Annotated in this window: 12 protein-coding genes; 8 read left to right on the forward strand and 4 right to left on the reverse strand. The window is 68.2% G+C overall.

The window, feature by feature from the left end:
• Positions 1-197: 197 nt before the first annotated feature.
• From CHINAEXTREME_RS00005 to CHINAEXTREME_RS00035, 7 genes are all read left to right on the forward strand, one after another.
• Complete coding sequence (locus CHINAEXTREME_RS00005) at positions 198-1,859, forward strand: thiamine pyrophosphate-binding protein (protein ID WP_007140401.1); 1,662 nt, start codon at positions 198-200, stop codon at positions 1,857-1,859.
• Between the two features lie 128 nt (positions 1,860-1,987).
• A complete protein-coding gene (locus CHINAEXTREME_RS00010; protein ID WP_007140400.1) occupies positions 1,988-3,274 on the forward strand; it encodes an MFS transporter in 1,287 nt (428 codons plus the stop codon).
• Between the two features lie 84 nt (positions 3,275-3,358).
• On the forward strand, positions 3,359-4,156 hold the full coding sequence (locus CHINAEXTREME_RS00015; RefSeq protein WP_007140399.1) for an IclR family transcriptional regulator: 798 nt from the start codon (positions 3,359-3,361) through the stop codon (positions 4,154-4,156).
• A gap of 54 nt (positions 4,157-4,210) precedes the next feature.
• A complete protein-coding gene (locus CHINAEXTREME_RS00020) occupies positions 4,211-6,496 on the forward strand; it encodes a PD-(D/E)XK nuclease family protein (RefSeq protein WP_007140398.1) in 2,286 nt (761 codons plus the stop codon).
• The gene (locus tag CHINAEXTREME_RS00025; RefSeq protein ID WP_007140397.1) at positions 6,489-7,604 is read left to right on the forward strand and encodes a PD-(D/E)XK nuclease family protein; all 1,116 of its coding nucleotides are present in this window, start codon (positions 6,489-6,491) and stop codon (positions 7,602-7,604) included. The genes CHINAEXTREME_RS00020 and CHINAEXTREME_RS00025 overlap by 8 nt, the downstream gene beginning before the upstream one ends.
• Complete coding sequence (locus tag CHINAEXTREME_RS00030) at positions 7,597-11,421, forward strand: UvrD-helicase domain-containing protein (RefSeq protein WP_007140396.1); 3,825 nt, start codon at positions 7,597-7,599, stop codon at positions 11,419-11,421. The genes CHINAEXTREME_RS00025 and CHINAEXTREME_RS00030 overlap by 8 nt, the downstream gene beginning before the upstream one ends.
• Before the next feature lie 104 nt (positions 11,422-11,525).
• Positions 11,526-12,107 carry an 8-oxo-dGTP diphosphatase gene (locus CHINAEXTREME_RS00035; protein WP_007140395.1) on the forward strand — a complete coding sequence of 194 codons (582 nt, stop codon included), beginning with the start codon at positions 11,526-11,528 and terminating at the stop codon, positions 12,105-12,107.
• Between the two features lie 52 nt (positions 12,108-12,159).
• On the opposite strand, the gene CHINAEXTREME_RS00040 is transcribed toward CHINAEXTREME_RS00035, so the two are convergent.
• The 4 genes from CHINAEXTREME_RS00040 to CHINAEXTREME_RS00055 form a co-directional block, all read right to left on the reverse strand.
• A complete protein-coding gene (locus tag CHINAEXTREME_RS00040; protein ID WP_007140394.1) occupies positions 12,160-13,752 on the reverse strand; it encodes a PAS domain S-box protein in 1,593 nt (530 codons plus the stop codon).
• Positions 13,749-15,242 (reverse strand): ATPase domain-containing protein, encoded by a 1,494-nt coding sequence (locus CHINAEXTREME_RS00045; protein ID WP_007140393.1) that lies wholly within the window; start codon positions 15,240-15,242, stop codon positions 13,749-13,751. Before CHINAEXTREME_RS00045 ends, CHINAEXTREME_RS00040 begins: the two co-directional genes overlap by 4 nt.
• Before the next feature lie 97 nt (positions 15,243-15,339).
• A complete protein-coding gene (locus tag CHINAEXTREME_RS00050; protein ID WP_007140392.1) occupies positions 15,340-18,429 on the reverse strand; it encodes a PAS domain S-box protein in 3,090 nt (1,029 codons plus the stop codon).
• Positions 18,430-18,563: 134 nt separating this feature from the next.
• A complete protein-coding gene (locus CHINAEXTREME_RS00055) occupies positions 18,564-19,535 on the reverse strand; it encodes a quinone oxidoreductase family protein (RefSeq protein WP_007140391.1) in 972 nt (323 codons plus the stop codon).
• A gap of 146 nt (positions 19,536-19,681) precedes the next feature.
• Here CHINAEXTREME_RS00055 and proS point away from each other — a divergent pair, with 146 nt between their 5' ends.
• The gene (gene proS / locus CHINAEXTREME_RS00060) at positions 19,682-21,163 is read left to right on the forward strand and encodes a proline--tRNA ligase (RefSeq protein WP_007140390.1); all 1,482 of its coding nucleotides are present in this window, start codon (positions 19,682-19,684) and stop codon (positions 21,161-21,163) included.
• Positions 21,164-21,451: the final 288 nt, after the last annotated feature.

The raw sequence follows: 21,451 nt of genomic DNA on the forward strand, positions 1-21,451 counted from the left end.
GGGAGTTGTCAGGAACGACTATTAAGGGTTGCCGAAGCGGAAGGGAAAGACCGAATTCGGGTGTTGCCGGGAGTCTGGTAGTCGGCGATCGGTGGTCGGCAGTCGGCAGTCGGCAGTCGTCGCTCCGTCGCTTCTCCTTTCCCCGTGAGCGGAACGGTATCCTCAAGCTTTACGCTGTCTCCGCAATATTGGCCGGTATGCAGGTAAACGAGGCCGTCATCGACTGCCTGGTGGACAACGGCATCGACACGCTGTTCGGCATCCCCGGAAAGCAGACCCTCCCGTTGAACGAGTCCATCGGCGAACGGGACGACATCGAGTTCGTGATGGCCCGCCACGAGACCGCGGTCTCTCACCAGGCGTGGGGCTACGCCGAGACGAGCGGCGAGATGGCTGCGACGGTCGTCATCCCCGGCCCCGGAGACATGAACGCGATGAACGGCCTGAAGAACGCGAAAAACGACTGCACGCCGATGCTCCATCTCGCCGTCGAGACCGAACCCGAGATCCGGGGCGGCGACGGCATCCACGAGACGCCGCCCGACACCTACGACAACGTCGTCAAGGAGAACGTCACGGTCGAGACGCCCCACAGCACGGTCGCGGAACTCGAGCGAGCGATCGAGGTCGCTCGCACGCCGCCGAAGGGGCCGGTCCGGGTCGGCATTCCGAAGAACTTCCTCCCGATGGACGTGCCGCTGGCCGCCTCCGGCGAGAGCGAGGGACCCGCGAACGCGCCCGGGGACGTCCCCGCGGACGACCTCGCTGCGGCGGCCGACCTCCTCGCCGACGCGGCCACACCGATTATCGTCGCCGGCGGCGGAGTGCGGTCGGCCGAGGCCGCGGACGAACTCCGGGCCGTCGCGGAACGTCTCGAGGCGCCCGTTATCACGACCTACAAGGGGAAGGGTGTCTTCCCCGACGACCACGAACTGGCCGCGGGCACGCTCTGTGGCGGCACGGGCACGGCCGTCAAGGAGTGCATCGCCGAGGCGGACGCGGCACTGGGCGTCGGCACCGACTTCGACGCGGTGACGACCAAGAACTGGTCGATCGAGATCCCCGAGGACCTCGTTCACGTCACGCTCGAGGCGTCCGACGTCGGCACCGGCTACGAGCCGACGGTCGGGATCGTCGCCGACGCCGCGAAGACGCTGGCGGCGCTCGAGGACGAACTCGCCGACCCCGACCGCGAGATCGCGAACGAGGCAGGGCTCGAGCGCGCCCGGCAGGCACGAACGGGAACCCGAGACCGGATCGCGGCCCTGCGCGAGGGCGACGAACCGCCGCTTACCACCGTCAGCGCGCTCGAGGCGCTCCGGGAGACGATCCCGCGGGACGCCGTCGTGACGGCTGACGCGGGCGGCTTTCGCCTGTGGACGCTGGTCGCGTTCGAGGCGTACGACCCCCGGGACTACGTCAATCCCGGCTCGTGGGCGACGATGGGGACCGGCGTCCCGTCGGCGATCGGGGCGGCCGTCGCGAACCCCGACCAGGACGTCGTCGCGCTCACCGGCGACGGCGGGCTAATGATGTGTGTTCACGAACTGCATACGATCGCCGAGGAAGACGTAGACGTCACCGTAGTCGTCCTCAACAACAGCGACTACGCGATCATCAGCGAGGAGGCCGAGCGCAGCTACCGGATGGACCCCGGCGAGTACGGCTGGACGGACGTGCCGATCGACTTCGTCGCCGTCGCCGACGGGATGGGTCTCGAGACGATGCGCGCGGAGACCCCCGACGGGATCGCCACGACGGTCGGCGAAGCCCTCGAGCGCGACGGGCCGACGCTGGTGGAGGTGCCGACGGATCCCCTCGAGCCCCAGGCGAGCGTCTGGATGAACGCGGACGAGTGACGGCTCGGCGGCGCTGACACGACCCCTCGTCGATCGAACGATCCCGACGATACCGCCCAATTCTGCCGGTTTCGGCCGTCTGGAGTTAGCAATCGTTATGCGGGAGGGTCTCCGTCTGTCCGACACGCATGAGCACGGAGCAGTCGGGCGGGATGAACGACAACGACAGATCCATCACGGGATTCGTGATGATCTCTCACGCCGTCGTCCACACCTACGAGCTCTCTATTCCGATCCTGATGGTGATCTGGCTGACCGAGTTCGACGTGACGACAGCGGTGCTCGGCACTGCGGTCGCGATCGGATACGGGCTGTTCGGCCTCGGGGCCTTGCCTGCAGGTGTCCTCGCCGACAAGTTCGGCTCTCGAGAACTCGTCCTGGCCTGTCTCGCCGGTATGGGCGGCTCCTTCCTCCTGTTGGGTGCCGCACAGGGAATCGTGACGATCACGATCGCGCTCTGTCTCTGGGGCGTCGCCGCCAGCATCTACCACCCCGCGGGCCTCTCGCTGATCTCGACCGGCGTCGAGCAGCGCGGCACCGGCTTCGCCTATCACGGGATGGCCGGCAACTTCGGCATCGCGTTCGGGCCGCTGATCACCGCCGTCCTCCTGCTTTTCTTCGACTGGCGGCTCGTCACGGGCCTGCTCGTCCTGCCGGCGGTGATCGCGATTGCGTACGCGGTCACCGCGAGTTTCGACGAGACCGCGGCCGTCCGTGCCGACGGGGGTGCGGACGCCGACGCCGGGGACGGGGACGGGGGCCCGACCTCGCTGGCCGGCTTCATCGAGGACACCCGCACGCTGTTTACCTTCGGCTTCACGATCGCGATCTTCATCGTGATGATGAACGGGCTGTTCTACCGGGGCACGCTGACTTTCCTGCCGGACGTACTGAGCGGCTTCATGCCGGACGTCGCCGATCAGCTCCAGCTATTCGACCCCGACAGTCCGATGGCCGAGGAGTTCGATCCCGCGTCGTACCTCTACGCCGGCCTGCTGATGGTCGGGATGGCCGGCCAGTTCGTCGGCGGGAAGCTGACCGACCGGATCCCGACGGAGACCGGCCTCGTGGCGATCTTCGGATCGCTGGCCGTCGTGGCCCTCCTCTTCGTCCCCGCGGCCGAAGCCGGGCTGGCCTCGCTGCTCGTCGTCAGCGTGCTGCTCGGGTTCTTCCTCTTTGCCCTGCAGCCGATGTACCAGGCGACGATCGCCGAGTACAGCCCGCCGGGTGACCGGGGGCTCTCCTACGGCTACACCTACCTCGGGACCTTCGGCATCGGCGCCGCCGGCGCGGCGATCACCGGTTACCTCCTCGAGATCACGTCGATCGCGGGAACGTTTGCCGGACTTGCGGCGTTCCCGGCAGTCGGCGCCGTGCTGGCGGTCGTGCTGTACCGGTACGGCGAACGACCCTGATCCGGCCGCCGACCGTTTCGCCCCCTTTCGTTCGAGCGGGCCGGCTTCCAAAAGGGATATCCCGAACCCGGTGTCTCCACCGGTATGGGACCGAACAGCGGGTCGGACGAGGGACCAGGGTCCGACTCGAACGCCGGATCGGGCATCAAGGCCACCGAGACCACCTTCGCCATCGTCGACGCCCTCGCCGACCGCGGGCGGGCGCGCCTGACCGAGATCGCCGACGCCGTCGACGTCGCCAACAGCACGGCTTCGGACCATCTCCGGACACTGCGCGACCACGGCTACGTCGTCGCCGAGGAGGACGGCTACCGGCTCAGCCTCAAATTCATGGACACGGGCGAGCGGGCGAAACGGCACTACCGCGACCTGCTCGAGGCCGCGGATCCCGTCCTCGAGCAACTCGTCGCGGAGACGGGCGAGACGGTCAACCTCGTGGCCGAGGAGAACGGCCGCGGAGTCTACGTGGACCGACGCGTGGGCGAACGCGGCGTCCCGACGGACTCCTGGGTCGGCAGAGGGAAGCCGTTACACACGATTTCGGCTGGCAAGGCCATCCTTGCGGAACTTCCCGGGGAACGGCGCGCGGAACTTCTCGAGGGCGGCCTCGCTGCCGTCTCCGATCGGACGACCACGTCGCGGGACGACCTCGAGGACGAACTCGCCGCGGTCCGCGAGGAGGGCGTCGCGTTCAACGACCGGGAGTCCCACGAGCGGATCCGCGCCGTCGGGGCGCCGATCGTCCTCGAGGGCGACGTCTACGGGGCCGTCTCCGTCGCGGGACCGGCGAAGCGGCTCACCGGCTCCTACTTCCGGGAGGAGATCCCGGACCTGCTGTTGGGGGCGGTCAACGAAATCGAACTCAAACTCGCCTACCGGTGAGGTTCCGTCGCCGTACGTTTAAATACCTATTCCACCCTACAGGGTGACGTATCGATGCCGACCGAGTTTCCCCTCGAGGGCGTCTGCAGGCTTCGGCCGGTCCCCGGCACCGGGAGCACGCCACTCGAGGACGTCGCCCGCGAGTACGCCGCCCTCGCCGAGGAGCACGGCCCCCGAAACGTCCTGGTCCTGAAACGTCACCCCTCGGGGCTGGAGTCGGTTCGCCGCCGCCTCGCCGGGGTCTACGCCGCTGACGGTCCCAGTTCGCCCCGCGTCGAGTCGGTGCCGGAACACGCCTCGAAGGTCCTGGAAGAGTACGACCCGACCCTCGACCGACTCGAGTACGAGGAGCGTATCGAACTCGTCTCGCTCGTGATCGAGGGCGCGAGCCGGGACGTACCGGATTACCTCCGGCGGGCCGCGCGACGGGAGAGTTTCGCCCGCGACGTCGGGCAGTTGCTGCTCGCGGCGACCCGACAGCGGGTTCGACTCGAGGACGTGCCCGAAGCGGAGAGTGCGGACAGCGCCGGGAACGCCCAACGGAGCCGAATCGACGACTGCCTCGCCTTCCTCTACGCGATGAACGACCGGTTCCACGACGAACTCGAGGACCGCGGCTACGTCGAGCGGGCGGACGTGATCCCGCGGGCGCTCTCGCTGCTCGAGGACGACGCCGACGGCCTTCGGTCACGCGTGACCGACTCGTTCGACGCCGTGCTCGCCGTCGAGTTCGAGGAGTTCCGTCGACTCGACCGGCGCTACCTCGGGGCGCTGACGGCCGACGCCGACCTGGTCTGTCTCGGGGAAGGCCACGCCAGCGTCGAGCGCACCCGCGTCGAACCGGGTCGGGTCACGGACGTCGTCGACGCCGAACCAGGGCTCGCCCTCGAGCGGATCGATTCTCGCCCCGACGGTGCTGCCGACCGACCGCCCCACGCCGAACTCGTTCGCTTTCTCGCGACCGGCGAGCCGCCGGACCTCGAGGCCGGGGACGAGGACGAGCCGATCGGTCGCGCTCGGCGGATTCGGGCCCGCACGCCCCGCGAACAGGTCCGTGCCGTCGCCACGGAGATCGGGGCGCTCGAGGACCGCCACGACTGGAGCTACGACGCCTTCGCCGTCGCCGTCCCGTCGATCGAGCGCGTGCCGGAGACCAGGCGACGGCTTCGGGAGGCCGGGATCCCGACCGCGACGATCGGCACGCCCTCCCTCGCGGAGGATCCGGCGGTCAACGAACTCTACGCGTTCGTCACGCTCCAGTGCGAGCGGTCGCGGGAGGGCGGTCTCGCGTCCGGGGCCGCGAGCGGGGCCGAAGCCGAGGACGATGGCCCCCGCCCCCGAACCGAGTACGACCGGGAGGCCGCCCTCGAGCGCCTGCGAGCCCGGGTCGACGGCTTCTCACCGGACCTGCTCGAGGCCTGTGCGGACGCGAGCGTCGCCCGCTCGCTCCGGCGGTGGATCCGCCGGACGGACCTCAAGGGCCGGATCGCGGCCGGAGAGGAGTGGGTCGACGCCCGCGAGCAGTACGAGGGGATCCGCCGCGTCCTCGAGATCGCCGACTTCGTCGAGGACACGGACCTCGTCGCGCCGGACTGGGACGGGCTGCGCCGGATGCTCCGGCGGACGATCCAGTACGACGCGCCCTACGTCCATTCGGTCGAAACGCAGCCGCCGACCGGCGGCGTCACGGTCTGTGCCGTCGACGACCTCAAGTACGACCCGCGGGCGGTCGTCTTCCTGCTCGACCTCGTCGACGACACATACCCCGGCGAGCAGTTCCTCACGCAACTGTTTCCCTCGACCTGGCTCCGCGAGTCGTCGTCGTACCCAGCCGTCACCGGGCCATCGGCCGGGACCGTCGCCGAGACGTTCGCCCCGGTCGACGGGCCGGACGCGGTCGGCGACCCCTTCGACGCCTACCACGCCCAGCGGGCCCGTAGACGGCTCGCACTCGGCGCCCGGGCCGCGACGCGTCGCCTGTACTGTTGCTCCTACGAGCGCGGCTCCGGCGGCCTGCGCCGCAGCTACGACGAATCCCGATACCTGAAACTGATCGAGTCGACCCCCGGGCTGGCGCTCGAGGACGTCGCAACCGAATCGAACGCGGCCATCTACGGCGAGAGCAACGCCGTCGAGGCCCTGCTCGACCAGCCCCGCGGGGAACTCGAGCGGGTGCTCCGGGAGGCCAGCACCGGCGGCGAGGCGGACCTCGCGGCGACCGAGGAGCTGTTCGAGGAGATCGCGCTCGTCCTCGAGGAGGGTGACGTCGACGAAGAACTCGCCGAGGCGGTCCGCTCGCAGTTCGAGTTCGCGGCCGGGGAGGTGGTGCGGCGTGACTGACCGGGCACCCGGTTCCGACCGGGACGCCGAAACGACCCCCGACTCGATCTCCGTCGAGGGCCTTCGGACCTACCTCCAGTGTCCGCGACGGTACGAGTTCGCCCACGTCGACGGCCTCGAGGGCGAGGAGACCGACAGGGAGGACGAGTCCACGGTCGACCGCGTCGCGCTCCTGCGGCGGGCGCTCTGTGACGCGCTCGCGGAGGCGGCCGGCGACGTCGACCCCGAAACGCTGGCCGAACGCGCCACGCGACGGCTGGCGACGCTGTGGGACGACCACGACGAGCACTTCCACTCCCGGGCCCAGCGACGTCACGAGCGCCGCGTCCTCGAGGCGACGCTCGAGGCGTACGTCGACCGCGTCGGAGCCGACCACGCGGCCGGCATCGCTCGGCTCGAGGACGAGCGGGAAGCGGACCGGCCGCTCGTCGGCCCGGATCTCGAACTCTCGACGACGGTGCAATCCTCGAGCGGGGGCCCCGAGGGCGGGTCGGGTGCGGGTGAAAGCGAGGCCGACGCCGACCTCGCCCCCGTCACCCTCGAGGCCCCCGTCGACTACGTCTACGCCGACGGCTCGTCGCTGGTCGCCGTGCGGTTCGTCCCGACGCTGTGGCCGCTCAGCTACCTGCGGTACCGTTCGGACTGGGAGCGCGTCGAGGATCGGTTCGTCGACCACTTCGATCCCGAAGCCGACGCGTTCGACCCCGGGCCGGCTGCCGCCTTGCTCGAGACGGCCGTGATCCTCGACGGCCTCCGGAACTACCGGGACCGGCTCGGGCTGACAGAGCGGACCTGTCGGTACGTCCAGATTCCGCTTGCCGACCGGTCGAACGCCTCGATCAACTGGGTGAGAGAGACCGTCGAGACCGACATCGAGGTCGTCGACCTTACCGACGTCTACGTCGACCACCACACGTTCGGGATGACCCACGAACACCGCAACGAGACCGTCGACGGACGGCTCGAGTCGGTCGTCGACCGGGTCCGGGCGGGCGCGTTCGACCCGGGCGAGCGGTGGGCGGACGTCCGCGACGAGGAGTGCCCCGACTGCGAGTACCGGGTCTGCTGTGGCGACTACCTCGAGACGGAGGTGGGGTTCGATGCCTGAGCGAGCGGATGGGACGGACCGCTCGAGCCCGAAGACGACCGACGACGTCGCCGACCTGCTCGCGGGCGACGGCGACCTCGAGCCCCGGGGCAACCAGACGGCGGTCATCGAGAGTACGGCCGCCTGTACCTCCGTCGACGCGGGGGCCGGAACCGGGAAGACGACCACGATGCTCATGCGGATCGAGCGCGCCATCGAGGGCGGCGAGGTCGACCCCGACGACGTGCTGGTGTTGACCTTCGCGAACGAGGCCGCGGGCAACATCCGGGACGCGGTGACCGAGCGACTCGACCCCGACGCGGCCGCGGCGATCGACGTCTACACCTACCACTCGTTCTGTCACCGGCTGGTCCGGGAGTACGCCTACTACCTCGGCTACGATCCGGAGTTCGACGTCGTCACCGACCGCAAGCGCCGGCGGATCGTCGGCCGCCTGCTCGCGGAGAACGACTACGGCTTCGCGGCCGCCACCGGCGACGGCTCGCCCGCGGAACTCACCCGCGAGGTCGACGGGTTCATCCAGGAGATGAGCCAGGAGGACGTCGACCCCGACGAACTCCGCGAGCGACTGCCCGACGTCCGCACCCTCGAGTTGTGCACCGAGTTCGTCCTCTGGCTCGAGCGCCGGGCGAACGCGGACCTCTCGTTCGACGCCGAGGCGCTCCGGTACTTCAACGAACCCGACCACCTCGAGGAAGCGACGAAGTCGCTGGTCGACTACGGGAAACTGATCCAGTACTGCCGCGAGAAGATCGAGGAGTCGCCGGCGTTCACCGAGGACGCGGTCGTCCGCGACGTCGACCGCTACCTCGAGGTCCTCCAGGACTGCGTGACCAGGACGATCGAGGCACTCTCGCTCGAGGAGCCCGAGACGAAACAGCTCCCGCGGGCGCTGTTCTGCAACGCCATCCGACGGGACGCCACCGAACGGCTCGAGCAGAGCCCGTTCGGGCGGCTGAAACACTACGTCGAGTTCCTCCGGCTCGCGCGCCACTACGCCGACGTCTACGCGGACTACCACGAGGCGCTCGCGGATCGCGGCGCGCTCGATTTCGACGAACTCGTCCGGACGGCGACGGACCTGCTCGCGGACGAGGCCGTCGCCGACGGGATCGCCGGCCGCTGGGCCCAGGTCTACTGCGACGAGTTTCAGGACACCGACGGTACCCAGTTTTCCCTGCTCACCGAACTGACCCGCGGACCGGACCGCCCGTCGCTGTTCGCGATCGGCGACAAGGATCAGGCGATCTACGGCTGGCGGGGCACCGACCGGAAGGGGCTCGACCGGCTCGAGGCGGTCTACGACGACCACGAGGCGGTCGAACTCGGGCTCAACTTCCGCTCGCGACAGGAGATCCTCGACCTCGCGAACCGCTGTGAGTACGGCCACCAGTCCTCGAAGACGCTGCGCGAGGACGGGCGGACCAGGGGTGAGTACGCGGACTACGAGGGGTACGAGTACGCGGACGACGGAGACGGGGACGGCGAACCCGAAACTGAACCCCCCTTCGACCACGTCGTCAAGGTCGAGAGCGACGAGATCGAACGCCCGACGGCCGAGCAGGTCGCGACGACCGTTTCGCGGCTGCTCAACGGCGAAGCGGAGAACGTCCCGCGGCGACGGCTCGAGCACCTGGCCGTCGTCGTCCGGACGAACCGCCACGCCCAGGCCGTCGCCGACGCGCTCGAGGATCGACGGATCCCCTACGAGGTGTCGGGGTCGCCGGGCGGCGAGGTGTCGCCCGGGATCCGGACGGTCCTGTCGTACCTCCGGGCGCTCGTGGATCCGGGGGCGGACGCCCACCTCCGGCGGGCGTTGCTCTACCGGTATCGGGTCCCGGAGGACGACCTGAAAACCCTGCAGCGGTACGCTCGCGGCGAGGACCGATCGCTCCGTGATGCGGTCTTCGCGGTCGGCGACGGGGGCGACGGGGACGGGAGCGACGGCCTCGAGCACGACCGCCTGAACCACCCCGAACGGCTCGAGCGGGCCCGCGACCACCTCGCGACGCTCGACCGATATCGTCGCGTCTATCCCCTGTCGGGCTTCCTCCGTCGGTTCCGGGAGGTCACGAACCTCGAGTGGTACCTGACCGGCGACGAGCGCGCCGAGTTCGACCGGATCGAGCGGTTCGTCGAGGCCTACGACGCCGACTCCGTGTTGCGGACGCTCTCGCCCGAGTTCCTCGACGCGCTCGAGGCGACCCTCGAGGGGGGCGGGAGCGACCGCACCCGGGGCACGCGCTCGAGCGACTGCGTGGACGTGATGACGGTCCACCAGGCGAAGGGCCTGGAGTTCGACACCGTGCTCGTCCCCTACCTCTCGGACGAGGAGTGGTGCGTCGAGTCGGACTACGCCGAGCGCGCCAGGGAACGGCTGCTTGCCGCGGCGCTCGAGAACGACGACTCCCCGCTGCTCGCCGACGTCGCCGCCGAGAGCGTCGGCGAGGAGTGGCGAGTGCTCCACGTCGCGCTCACGCGGGCGGCGAACCACCTCTTCGTGTTCGGTACCGAGTACGACTACGAGGGCGACGACGGGGCCGGCGAACTCGGCGTCTCGACCGCCGACGGCTGTCTCCCGGATGCCGTTCAGTGGTCGACGGCCGGCCGCCGGATGGACCTCTGGTCGTCGCTGACCGAGAGCTTCGAGCGGGTCCGCGAGACCTACCCCGAGAGCGTCGCCGACCGCACCGACGCGCTTTCCCGCTCGAGCGGCGTCACGCCGGGGTCGATCACCTACTACGCCGACTACGAGGACCGACACGTCGAGCCCCTGCGGACGCGAGAAGCGATCGAACGGGTCCACCGTCTGGGCCGACTGCTGCGGACGGGAACGCTCCTGCCCGCGGCCGACGCGGCGAGCTACGGGGCCCTCGAGGACGACCCCCTCCGGGTCCCCGCGGAGCGGAGCCTGTCGACGCTGACGACCGACGCCGTCCGGTTCCCGGTCGAGACGCTCGCGAACGCGACCGAGCTTCCGGTCGCGATCACCCACAGCTACACGGCGATGCGGACCCACGAGACCTGTCCGCGGAAACACTACCTGGACCACGTGGTCCGGGCGGTCGACGACCCTGCGGTGGGAGACGGGACGGCCTCGAGCGGGGGCGACGACGGAGACGGAAACGGAGACGGCGACGGCGATGGAAGCTCCCGGATCGTCGGCACCGTCTTCCACGACGTCGCCGAGGAGGCGTTCCACCGCGACTACGGGACGAAAGCCGAGTGGGAGACGGCCGCCCGTCGACAGCTCACCGCCCGCGGCCTCGAGGAGGACCGCGAGGAGGTGCTTTCCTGCGTCGATCGCTTCTTCGCGGCCGCAGCCGACGAGTACGACCGGCCCGTCGCCGACTGGGAGCCCCTGGCCGCCGAACTCCCGTTCTCGCTCGAGGAGGTCGACGGCGTCGCGGGCGACGTGGTCGGTTACGTCGACTCCGTTCGGCGGACGCCCGACGGGGAACTCGCCGTGCTCGACTACAAGACGACCGCCGAGCGGATCCCGCCGGAGGAGGCCGTCCAGCTCGTGCTCTACGCCCGCGCCTGCGAGGACCGATTCGACGAGCCGCTCGCGGCCGTCGGGTACGTCTACGTCGGCGAGGGGACCGATGGCGAGGGGTCCGCCGGAGCCGCCCCGTGCGTGGAACTCTTCGATCCCGACGACGAGGCCCTGCCGTCGTGGTCGACGGTCCTGGAGACCCTCGAGTCGGTCGACGACCCCGCCTACCGGGAGACGTCACCAGGACCGCACTGCGGGCGCTGTCCCCACCGGTCGCTCGGCTGTGCACCCGACGAGTACCGAAGGGACGACGCCCCGTAGCCCCGCACCGCCGGCCGACGACGGACGACACCCCCCGTTCAGAGTGATAATCGGCCGACGCCGGGGATACGTGCGCTTATGTCGGTTCGACCGAACGATCCGATATGATCGAGGCGACGCTGTGTTTCCCGCTGCGGGCGCGACCGACCGAGAACGGGCCGGAAGCCGGCTCGAGCGCGACCGACGCGACAGGCGTGACCGACGCCGACGACGTCCTCCTGATCGAGAAACGCCGCGGGCTCGGCGAGGGCTGGTACAACGGCCCCGGCGGCAAACTCGAGGGCGACGAGACGCCCCGGGAGTGTGCCGTCCGCGAAACGCGCGAGGAGGTCGGCCTCGAGATCGACCCCGTCGACCTCGAGAAGGCCGGCGAGTTGACGTTCCTGCTGGACGGCGAAGTCCACACCTTCTGTCACGTCTTCCGGACGACTGCGTTCCGGGGACAACCGACCGCTTCGGACGAGGCTCGCCCGGAGTGGGTCGATATCGAGGACGTCCCCTACGATCGGATGTGGGAGGACGACCGGCTCTGGCTGCCCGGCGTCCTCGAGGGGCGGACGATCGCCGGCGAGTTCGCGTTCCGGGGCGGCGAGCCGCTGGACGAGGCCGAGTTCGTCCGTCACGACCTCGAGTGGGACGTGTCCTTCGACGCCGACGCCGACGCCGAGGTCGAGTCCAGTTCCTGACGGCCGCGGACCGCTCGCCGCTGCGACGATCCGCGGCGGAGACCGGTCGGCGTCACGCCGGGTCGACGGCTCCTGCCGCCGGCAGTTCGATCTCGACGCGGGTGCCGTCCTCGCTGACGTCGAACTCGAGGCTCCCGTCGGAGAGTTCGACGACCCAGTTGATCAACCACAGTCCGGTGCTGCTTGCGTGCTCGAGGGGCGTCTCCTCCGCGCTGTCGAGTGGCTCGAGTTCGTGCTCCGGGATTCCGGGACCGTTGTCCTCGACGACGAGCCGGACGTCCTCGGCCGTCTCCGCGACGATGTCGATCCGCGGCTCGTCGGCGTCGTTGTGCTGGGCCGCGTTCTCGACGAGGTTGTCGACCGCGTGTTGCAGGTGCGCCCCGGCGAGGACCCGATACTCCGACGGGACGTCCACGTCGATGGTGACGGCCGGATACCGCTCCCGGACCGTCGCGACGGCGTTCTCGACGACGGTCGCCAGATCGTGCTCGGTCACGCCGCCGCTCTCCTCGAGGATCGCACTGATCGCCCGGGCGTTCTCGCTGGTCCGTTCGATCTTGTCGGTCGTCTCGAGGATGGCCTCCCCCATCCCGGCGTAGGGCTCCTCGAGATCGGTCGCGATCCGCTCGGCGTACCCCGAGACGACGGTGAGCGCGTTCCGGATGTTGTGCCGGAGGACGCGCGTGAGGATCTGCCGCAGCACCTCGAGTTCGCGCTCGCGTTGCCGGAGTTCGCGCTCGCGCTGGATCCGGTCGGTGATGTCGGAGTTGACCGAGATGTAGCCCTCGATGTCACCGTTGGCGGTGATCGGTGCGATCGTCTGGTCGACGACGTACCGCGTCCCGTCCTTGCGCTCGTTGACGACCTCGCCTTTCCACACGTCTCCAGACCTGATCGTCCCCCAGAGCTCCGTGTAGAACTCGTCGTCGTGCTCTCCGGACTGGAGAATGCGGGGGTTGCGCCCGATCGCCTCCGACGCAGTGTACCCCGTTATCTCCTCGAAGCTGGGATTGACGTACTGAATCTCCCCGTCCGTGTCGGTGATCGTGATCGAGTGGCCGGTCTGTTCGACGACCCGCTTGAACCCTCGAAGCTCGCGTTCGCGCTCCTCGAGCGTCGCGACCTGGTCCGCCAGCGCGATCGACTGGCGACGCCGGACGAGCAGGCTCTCGAGGCGACGATACAGAAGCGGCGGATCGATCGGCGCGTCCACGACGTCGTCGACGACCGGCGGGTCGGACCGCTGCTCGAGCGCGGGCCACGAGCGACCGCTCGAGTCGGGTCCGCGAACGACGACGACGGGGACGAACGTGGGGTCGGCCGTTTCGGTCCGCTCGCGCAGCGCCTCGCGGTACTCCGGGAACGTCCGGTCCTCGACGAGGTACAGGTCCGCGTCCTCGAGTCGGTCGGTGACGACCCGGTACTGGTCGGCGAGCAACTCGCGGAGGGCGCTCCGGTCGCCGTCGTTGGTGACGAGCAACTGGATCGTGTCCTCGGACTCGTCCTCGAGGCCGGTCGGCGGGACCTGTCGGTATCCGTCGGCCGCACCGTCCTCGCCTTCCTCCTCGCCCTCGCCCTCGCCCTCTTCCTCGCGGTCGTCTCCGGTCGTCGGAGTCCCGCTGGGTCGGTCCGCGTCGCCGCTCATCGCTCACCTACTCCGCCGTCGATCTGCCGTTCTCGCGGTCGTCCCTGCAGGATGCCGGTGTGGCTCGTCACCGGCTCGCCGATCCGGACTCCCTCCGCGGTGATCTCGAACGTGCGCAGCGTCCGGTCGAACGGTCCCGCTCGTTTCTTCAACACGCCGATCACCTTCTCGAGTTCCCCGTCGGCCTCGAGGTAGCTGATGAAGACGATGTTGTCGGCGATGTAGCTGAGATTGGCGCTCGTGGCGTTCGACACGCCGGCGAGTTGCGGGATCTCGTCCGTGACCAGCACGGTGACGCCCCGGTTTTTCAGGTAGCGGGTCAGCGCGTGTAACTTCCGTACGAGTCGCTCCGTCCGGCCCTGCAGCGACATCGTGTAGCCGTCGATGCCGTCGATCATCACCACCTCGGCGTCCCCCCGTTCGACCCGCTCTCGAACCTCGTGGGCGAACTCCTCGGCGGACAGCGAGAGCGGTTCGATCGGTTCGACCGAGAGCGACCCCTTCTCGCGTAGGTCCGTGATCGGCAGCCCGACCGACTCCGACCGGTGCGTGAACGTGTCGACCCCTTCCTCGAAGAGGTAGAGGACGGCGTTCGTTCCCTCCGCCGCGGCCTGTGCGAGGAACTGCGCCGCCGTGGTCGTCTTCCCGGCCCCCGTCGGTCCGCTCACGAAGGTGACGGTGCCCGACTCGAGTCCGCCGCCGACGAGCTCGTCGAGCGCCTCGGTCCCCGATCCGAGCGGGTAGGGCTCGAACGACCGATCGTGGCGCTCGGGAACCAGCGCCGGGAACACGTCGACCCCGCCGTCCCTGATCTCCATCCCGTGGCTGCCGCGCTTCTGCCCGTAACCGCGGTGTTTGGTCACCCGGAGCCGTCGGCCACCGTCGCCACGCTCGAGTTCGATGACGCTGTCGCTCAACGACTGGACCTCGACGTCGTACTCGCCGTCGCCGGAGACCGTAGCCGTCGTGACGACGGTCGTGTCCCGTTCCTTGAGAAACCGCATGAGCGAGAGGATCCGCTTGCGGAACTGGTGCTCGTTGGGTTCGATGTATCGAAGTTGGGTGATAGGATCGATGACGACCCGCGCCGGATCGATCTCCCTGATCGCCTCGTGGATGTCCTGGGTGTACCGGTCGTGATCGACCTCGGCCGGATCGACGAGGTCGTACGACCGGTCCTCCGTGAAAAACTCCGACTCGGGCCCGAGGTCGAGAAACGCGGCGTCGGAGATGTCGATCCCGAGCCGCGAGCCGTTCGTGAGGATCTCCTCGCGTGACTCCTCGCCGTGGACGAAAAGCACCGTCTCGCCGCGCTCGAGTCCGGCCTCGAGGAAGTGCATCCCCAGGAGCGTCTTCCCGGTCCCCGGGCGGCCACAGACGAGGTAGAGCCGTCCGGTCACCAGTCCGCCCCGCAGGACGTCGTCCAGTCCGTCGATACCGCTGCGTATCCGTTCGGGTTCCCTGCTCGCGTTTTCGGTGCTGTCTGTCATGGATTCCAACCAGTCAATCGGTGCCGCGCGGCGCGGCGCCCTCTTCGAGTTCGGTTCCTCGACGATTCTCCCGGCGTCGACCCTGTCTGTCGCCCGCTCATTCCCGATCACCCGCAAGACGGAGCGAGACGGTGAAGACGCTCCCCTCGGGGTCGTTGTCCTCGACCCAGACGTCCCCGCCGTACTGCTCGACGAGCGTCCTGACGAGGTACAGGCCCAGCCCCGTCCCCGGGCTGTCGATGTCCGTCTCCCCCTTCCCGAACACCTCCGCCTTCCGGCTGTCGGGAATGCCGGGGCCGTTGTCGGCGACCCGGAGGACGACCCGGTCGTCCTCGACGTCCGCCGACGCCGTCACCCGCGGCTCGGCGGCGTCGTTGTGGACGATCGCGTTGACGAGCAGGTTGTCGACGACCGACGTCAACATGTCGTCGGCGACCACCGACACGTCGGGTACCGGTCCCTCGAGGGAGATCCGCGCGTCGGAGTAGCGGGCGCGTATCGCGTCGATCCGCGAGGTCAGGACCTGCGGCAACGCCACTGGCCGTCGTTCGTCGTCCCGCTCGAGCATCGTCTCGGTCAGATCGCGTGCGGTCTTGGTCAACTCGATGGCCTCCTCGGCCGACTCGAGGACCTCCGAGAGGTGTTCCTCGGCGTCGGACAGGTCAACGCCGGCGTTCGCGTCCGCGTCCGTGTTCGTGTCTGCGCCCGAGAGTCGATCGGCGAGCAACTGCGCCCGTCCCTTGACGACCTGCATGTCGTTGCGGACGTCGTGACGAACGACCTGATTGAGCAGGTCGAGCCTGTCGCGTTGCTCCTTGAGTTCGGTGACGTCCCGGGCATAGCCCAGGACCGCCGGCTCGCCCGTGCCGGCGACCTCGAACGGGATCTTCGTCGTCTCGATGAACAGCGTCCGACCGTCCGCGGCCGTCAGTTCCTCCTCCGGGACGTGTTTGGGCTCCATCGACTCGATGACCTCGCGGTCGTCCACCCGGAAGGCGTCCGCCTGTGCCGCCGACTCGAGCAGTTCCGCGTCGGTTTTCCCCTCGATCTCCTCGAGCGAGCGCCCGTAGACGTCGGCGACGGTCTCGTTTGCCAGGATGTACTCGCCGTCCCGGTTCTTGGCGAAGATCAGGTCGGGCACGAGGTCGATGACCTGCCGGAGCTGGGTGTGTGCGAGCTCGAGGTTCCGCTCGCGTTCCTTTCGTTCGGTGATCTCGCGACTGAGCGCGAGGAACCGCCGCTCGTCGTCCAGTTCGATACAGCTTACCCAGATCTCGACGGGGTACGTCGAGCCGTCGCGCCGTCGGTGTTTGCCTTCGACCTCCAGGACCGATCCGGGCTCGAGGTCCTCCCAGATCCTCCGAAGTTCCGGCAGCGAAATCCCCGTCTCGACGTCCCCGACGTTCATCGAGAGCAACTCGTCGCGGTCGTACCCCGTCTGTTCGATCTGCTTCTCGTTGACGTCGAGGATACAGCCGTCCGAATCGTGGACGATGATCGCGTCTGGCGACTGATCGAACAGGACCTGTAACCGTTCCCTGCTGCGTGCGAGTTCCGCCTTCGTCCGCTCGCGCTCGGTGACGTCCTGGAGGATGCCGTCGAAGTAGATGTCCTCGCCGTCGCGTCGCTCGATCGCCGAGAGGGAGCCGTAGAACGGGTCGCCCTCGAACGTCTCCAGTTCGATCACCTCGTTGCGGAGCTCTCCGTGCTCGGTGAGGGCCTCGCTGAACTCCGCCCGTCGGCCGGGGTTCCGGTAACACTCGGTGGGGGGTCGCTCGAGCAGCGCCGCCTTCGACGGAGCATCGAACATCTCGACCATCGCGTCGTTGACCTCGAGGAAGGTCCCCTCCTCGCCGGGTGTCGACCGGAAGACGCCGACTGGAACGTTCTCGATGATCTCCTCGTAGCGCTCGAGGTCGCGCTCGTAACGCCGGCGCTCGAGTTCGTGGCCGACCCACTGTGCGAGGGCCTTTACGGTCGATTGCTGGACCTGCCCGACGTGGGACGTCCGCGGCTCCTCGCTCGCGAAACAGACGGTCCCGTAGACGTCACCCTCGACGACGATCTTCGCGCCGACGTAACAGCGCAGCCCGAACCGCTCGAAGGCCGGATCGCTCTCCCACTCTGGCTCGTTCGCGGCGTCGGTCACCACGACCGGGTCGTCGGCCTCGAGGGTGTGCCGACAGTAGGTTTGCTCGAGCGGGTCCGTGGCCCCCTCCTGGAGCAGTCCGTGATCGCCGATGGCCGCGACGATTCGCTGGGTGCCGTCCTCGATCCGGGTGACGTAGCCGATCGGGAACGCGAGCGACTCCGTTCCGATCTCGAGGAGGCGCTCGAGTTTCTCGTCGACCGGGCGGTTCGGTTCGAACGCCACGTCGTGGAGCCGTGAGAGCGTGGTCGCGGAGCGTTCGATCTCCTGCTCGAGGCGTCGGCGGTCAGTCACGTCCCGCTGGATCGCGACGAACTTCTCCACTGTCCCGTCCTCGCCGACGATAGGGGCGATCGTCTGGTGGGCGAAGTACCGGTCGCCGGACTTTCGCTCGTTGACGACCTCTTCCTCCCAGACCTCACCGTCCAGAATCGCGTTCCACATCCGCTCGTAGTAGGACTGCCCCTGCTCCCCCGATTTGAGGATCCGCGGGTTCCGGCCGATCGCCTCCGAGGTGGAGAAACCGGTAACCCCCTCGAACGCATCGTTCGCGTACTCGATTCGTCCGTCGGTGTCGGTGACGAAGACGGCGTCGGCGGCGTGGTCGATCGCCTCCTCGACGCGCTCGGGACCCAGCGAGAGTTCGCTCTCCTCGCGAGATGCGGCCTCGATCCGGCGGGCGAGCACCTCGTATTCTTCGGCCGCCTGGTTTCCCTTCCGGACGTAGTCGGTCACCCCGGCTGCGAAGGCGTCGCTGATCGTCTCGGCCGACGCCCCGTCTTCGTCGGCGAACAGTACGAACGGTACCGTCCGGTCGTACGATCGAACGGCCCGGAGAACGGACAACGGGTCGACGTCGAGGCCCGTCCCACAGACGATACAGTCGACGTCGACCCGTTCGAGGGCCGCGAGCGCGTCGTCGACGCTCGCTTCGGTCCGCACCTCGAACTCGGCCGCGTCGGTCTCGGATTCGAGGTAGTGGCCGACTGGCTCGAGGGCCGACTCCCCGTCGACGTACAGCACGCGAAGCGACGGCATTCGTCTCACACGAACTCGTCGAGGGGACAATCAACCCAACCGAGAATTCTCGGCGAACAGGAACTGATGGGACGTTTATCAACCGACCTGTATTTTCGCAGTCCTATAAATACCCTTTCATCAACGGGTTCAGTCTAGGGCTTCAGCACGACCTTACCCGAACTCTTGCGGTCCTCGATGTACTGGTGGGCCTCGGCGGCGTCCTCGAGGGCGAACTCCTGGCCGAGGATCACCTGGAGGTCGCCGTTCGTCAGCCCTTGCGTGAGGTCGGGGACGGCCTTCATGACCCTGTTCGGGTCGTGGTAGGCGGCCTGGCCGAGGTGGAACCCCTTGACGGTCTTGTTCTCGAACAGCAGTCGCTGGTTCTCGGCCGAGGCGGGGACGCCACTGGCGACGCCGTAGGTGACCATCCGCCCGAAGTGGGCCATCGCGTCGAGGCTCCGGTCGAAGACGTCGTCGCCGACGCTCTCCAGGACGAGGTCGACGCCCTCGCCGTCGGTCTCGGCCTCGACGACCTCGCGAAAGTCCGTCTCGGTGTAGTTGATCGGGTGATCACAGCCCAGGTCGGCGGCCAGATCGAGTTTCTCCTGGCTGCTCGCGGTGCCGAACACCTCGGCGCCGGCGTTCGAGGCTAACTGGACCGCGGCGGTACCGACCCCGCCCGCGGCGGCCTGGATCAGCACCGTTTCGCCCTCCTCGAGGCCGCCCCACTCGAACAGACAGGCGTGGGCGGTCAGGAACTGCACGGGGAAGCCGGCGGCTTCCTCGAAACTCATCCCCTCGGGGATGGGAAAGAGCCGCTGGGCGTCGGCGGTCGCGTACTCGGCGTAGCCGCCGGTGTTCAGCATCGCGACGACGCGGTCGCCTTCCTCCAGGTCGACGCCCTCACCGGTGGCGTCGATCCGTCCCGCGGCCTCCATCCCGGGGACGTAGGGCGTCTCGGGACCGCCGGGGTAGTGGCCGCGACGTTGCATCACATCGGCGAAGTTGATCCCCGCGGCTTCGACCTCGATGCGAACCTCACCTGCGTCGGGTTCCGGGCGGTCCGCCTCGACGGCCTCGAGTCGGTCGCTGTCGCCGTATTCCGTTACCTGGATTGCGCGCATGGGATTACGTTGGTAGCGACGCGTATAAATCTGTGACAACGGGAAACGATCGGCGCGGCGTTTGTTCGAGGCCGTGGCGGGGGAGGCCGATTCCCTCGCGGTGGCCTTCGCATGGTTTAATACTGCGGTGACTGACTGTCGAACCAATGAGCGACGAGAGTCAGGAACTCGGCATCACCGAGTCGAAATCACACAAGCCCGGCGAGTGGTACGCCGAAGTCGTCCAGAAGGCCGGCCTCGCGGACTACGCGCCGATGGGCGGGTTCATCGTCACGAAGCCCCGCGGCTACGCCCTGTGGGAGCGTATCCAGGACGCACTCGACGGCTGGTTCAAGGAGACCGGCGTCGACAACGTCTACTTCCCGATGTTCATCCCCGAGAGTTTCCTCGAGCGGGAGAAGGACATCGTCGAAGGGTTCGATCCGGAGGTCGCGTGGGTGACTCAGGGCGGCCACGAAGAACTCGAGGAACGACTGGCCGTCCGTCCGACGAGTGAATCGATCATCGCGCCCTTCATGGCCGACTGGACCCGCAGCCACCGCGACCTGCCCCTGCGGCTGAACCAGTGGTGTTCCGTCGTCCGGTGGGAGGCTACGGAGACGAAGCCGTTCTTCCGCACGAAGGAGTTCATGTGGCAGGAAGGCCACACCGCCCACGCCACCGACGAGAGCGCCTGGGAGGAGGTCTGGACCCGCCTCGAACAGTACGAGCGCGTCTACGAGGACGTCCTCGCCATCCCGGTGCTGCGGGGCAAAAAGCCCGAACACGACAAGTTCCCCGGGGCGGACACGACGACGACGGTGGAGGCCCTGATGCCCGACGGCAAGTCCGTCCAGGGCGGCACCAGCCACCACCTCGGCCAGAGCTTCGCCGAGGCGTTCGACATCACCTTCGTCGACGAGGACGAAGAAGAGAAGACGGCCTACACCACCTCGTGGGGGCTGTCCTGGCGCGCGCTCGGGGCACTGGTCATGACTCACTCCGACGACCAGGGGCTCGTACTCCCGCCGACGGTCGCGCCCACGCAGGTCGTCATCGTTCCGATCTGGCAGGATGACACCAAGGACGACGTCCTCGAGTACTCCGAGTCCATCGCCGACGACCTCGAGGAGGCCGGCTTCCGCGTCGAACTCGACGACCGCGACGAGCGCAATCCCGGCTTCAAGTTCAACGAACACGAGCTCAACGGCGTCCCGCTGCGGCTCGAGATCGGTCCCAACGAGGTCGAGGACGAGGAGATCACCCTGGTCCACCGCCCGGACAACGAACAGTCCGTCGCCGACCGTGCCGGGATCGTCGACACGGTCGATGCCCACCTCGAGGAGATCTACGACAAACTCTACGAGGCCGCCGAGGAGAACCTCGAGGAGAACGTCCGCGAGGCCCACAGCCCCGAGGACATCATGGGGACGATCGGCAAACACGGCGGCTACGTGAAGACGCCGTGGTGTGGCGACGAGGCCTGCGAGGAGGCCATCAAAGAGAAGGTCGCCGCGGAGATCGTCATGCAGCCTCTCGAGGACGAGGGCGGCGAGACGGCGGGCGACGTACCCGAACCCGACCACGACGAGTGTGGGGTCTGTGGCGAACCCGCCGACGAGGTCGCGTACTTCGCGAAGTCTTACTGATTGTCACCGCTTTTTCCCACCTTCTCTCCCTGTAACTCGAGCGGTGCCGCTGTCGACGGTGAATGCGTAAGCCGTTCACACGGAACCTAATCGTTTAACCCAAGGTTGCTTGGTAACGGCCGTCGAAAGTTCGATGTGGTGTTCACTCCGGTGGGTGAACACTACGTGCCTCTGACATTTCCCTTCCTTCTGGATCGACCTGATAGTTCTCGCGCCGCGACTATTTACACCTTATATTCATATGGATGTGTCTAGAATACACTTAGTCATTATGGGTCAACCTCTTAT

It is taken from the genome of Halobiforma lacisalsi AJ5 (assembly GCF_000226975.2).
Taxonomy (GTDB): Archaea; Halobacteriota; Halobacteria; order Halobacteriales; family Natrialbaceae; genus Natronobacterium; species Natronobacterium lacisalsi.

What these genes read in the sequence shown, in the direction of transcription:
- CHINAEXTREME_RS00040 (WP_007140394.1), bottom strand. Translation starts at nt 13,752, where the DNA reads ATGAGCGGCGACGCGGACCGACCCAGCGGGACTCCGACGACCGGAGAC.
- CHINAEXTREME_RS00015 (WP_007140399.1), top strand. Translation starts at nt 3,359, where the DNA reads ATGGGACCGAACAGCGGGTCGGACGAGGGACCAGGGTCCGACTCGAAC.
- CHINAEXTREME_RS00030 (WP_007140396.1), top strand. Translation starts at nt 7,597, where the DNA reads ATGCCTGAGCGAGCGGATGGGACGGACCGCTCGAGCCCGAAGACGACC.
- CHINAEXTREME_RS00020 (WP_007140398.1), top strand. Translation starts at nt 4,211, where the DNA reads ATGCCGACCGAGTTTCCCCTCGAGGGCGTCTGCAGGCTTCGGCCGGTC.
- CHINAEXTREME_RS00035 (WP_007140395.1), top strand. Translation starts at nt 11,526, where the DNA reads ATGATCGAGGCGACGCTGTGTTTCCCGCTGCGGGCGCGACCGACCGAG.
- CHINAEXTREME_RS00050 (WP_007140392.1), bottom strand. Translation starts at nt 18,429, where the DNA reads ATGCCGTCGCTTCGCGTGCTGTACGTCGACGGGGAGTCGGCCCTCGAG.
- CHINAEXTREME_RS00055 (WP_007140391.1), bottom strand. Translation starts at nt 19,535, where the DNA reads ATGCGCGCAATCCAGGTAACGGAATACGGCGACAGCGACCGACTCGAG.
- CHINAEXTREME_RS00005 (WP_007140401.1), top strand. Translation starts at nt 198, where the DNA reads ATGCAGGTAAACGAGGCCGTCATCGACTGCCTGGTGGACAACGGCATC.
- CHINAEXTREME_RS00010 (WP_007140400.1), top strand. Translation starts at nt 1,988, where the DNA reads ATGAGCACGGAGCAGTCGGGCGGGATGAACGACAACGACAGATCCATC.
- proS (WP_007140390.1), top strand. Translation starts at nt 19,682, where the DNA reads ATGAGCGACGAGAGTCAGGAACTCGGCATCACCGAGTCGAAATCACAC.
- CHINAEXTREME_RS00045 (WP_007140393.1), bottom strand. Translation starts at nt 15,242, where the DNA reads ATGACAGACAGCACCGAAAACGCGAGCAGGGAACCCGAACGGATACGC.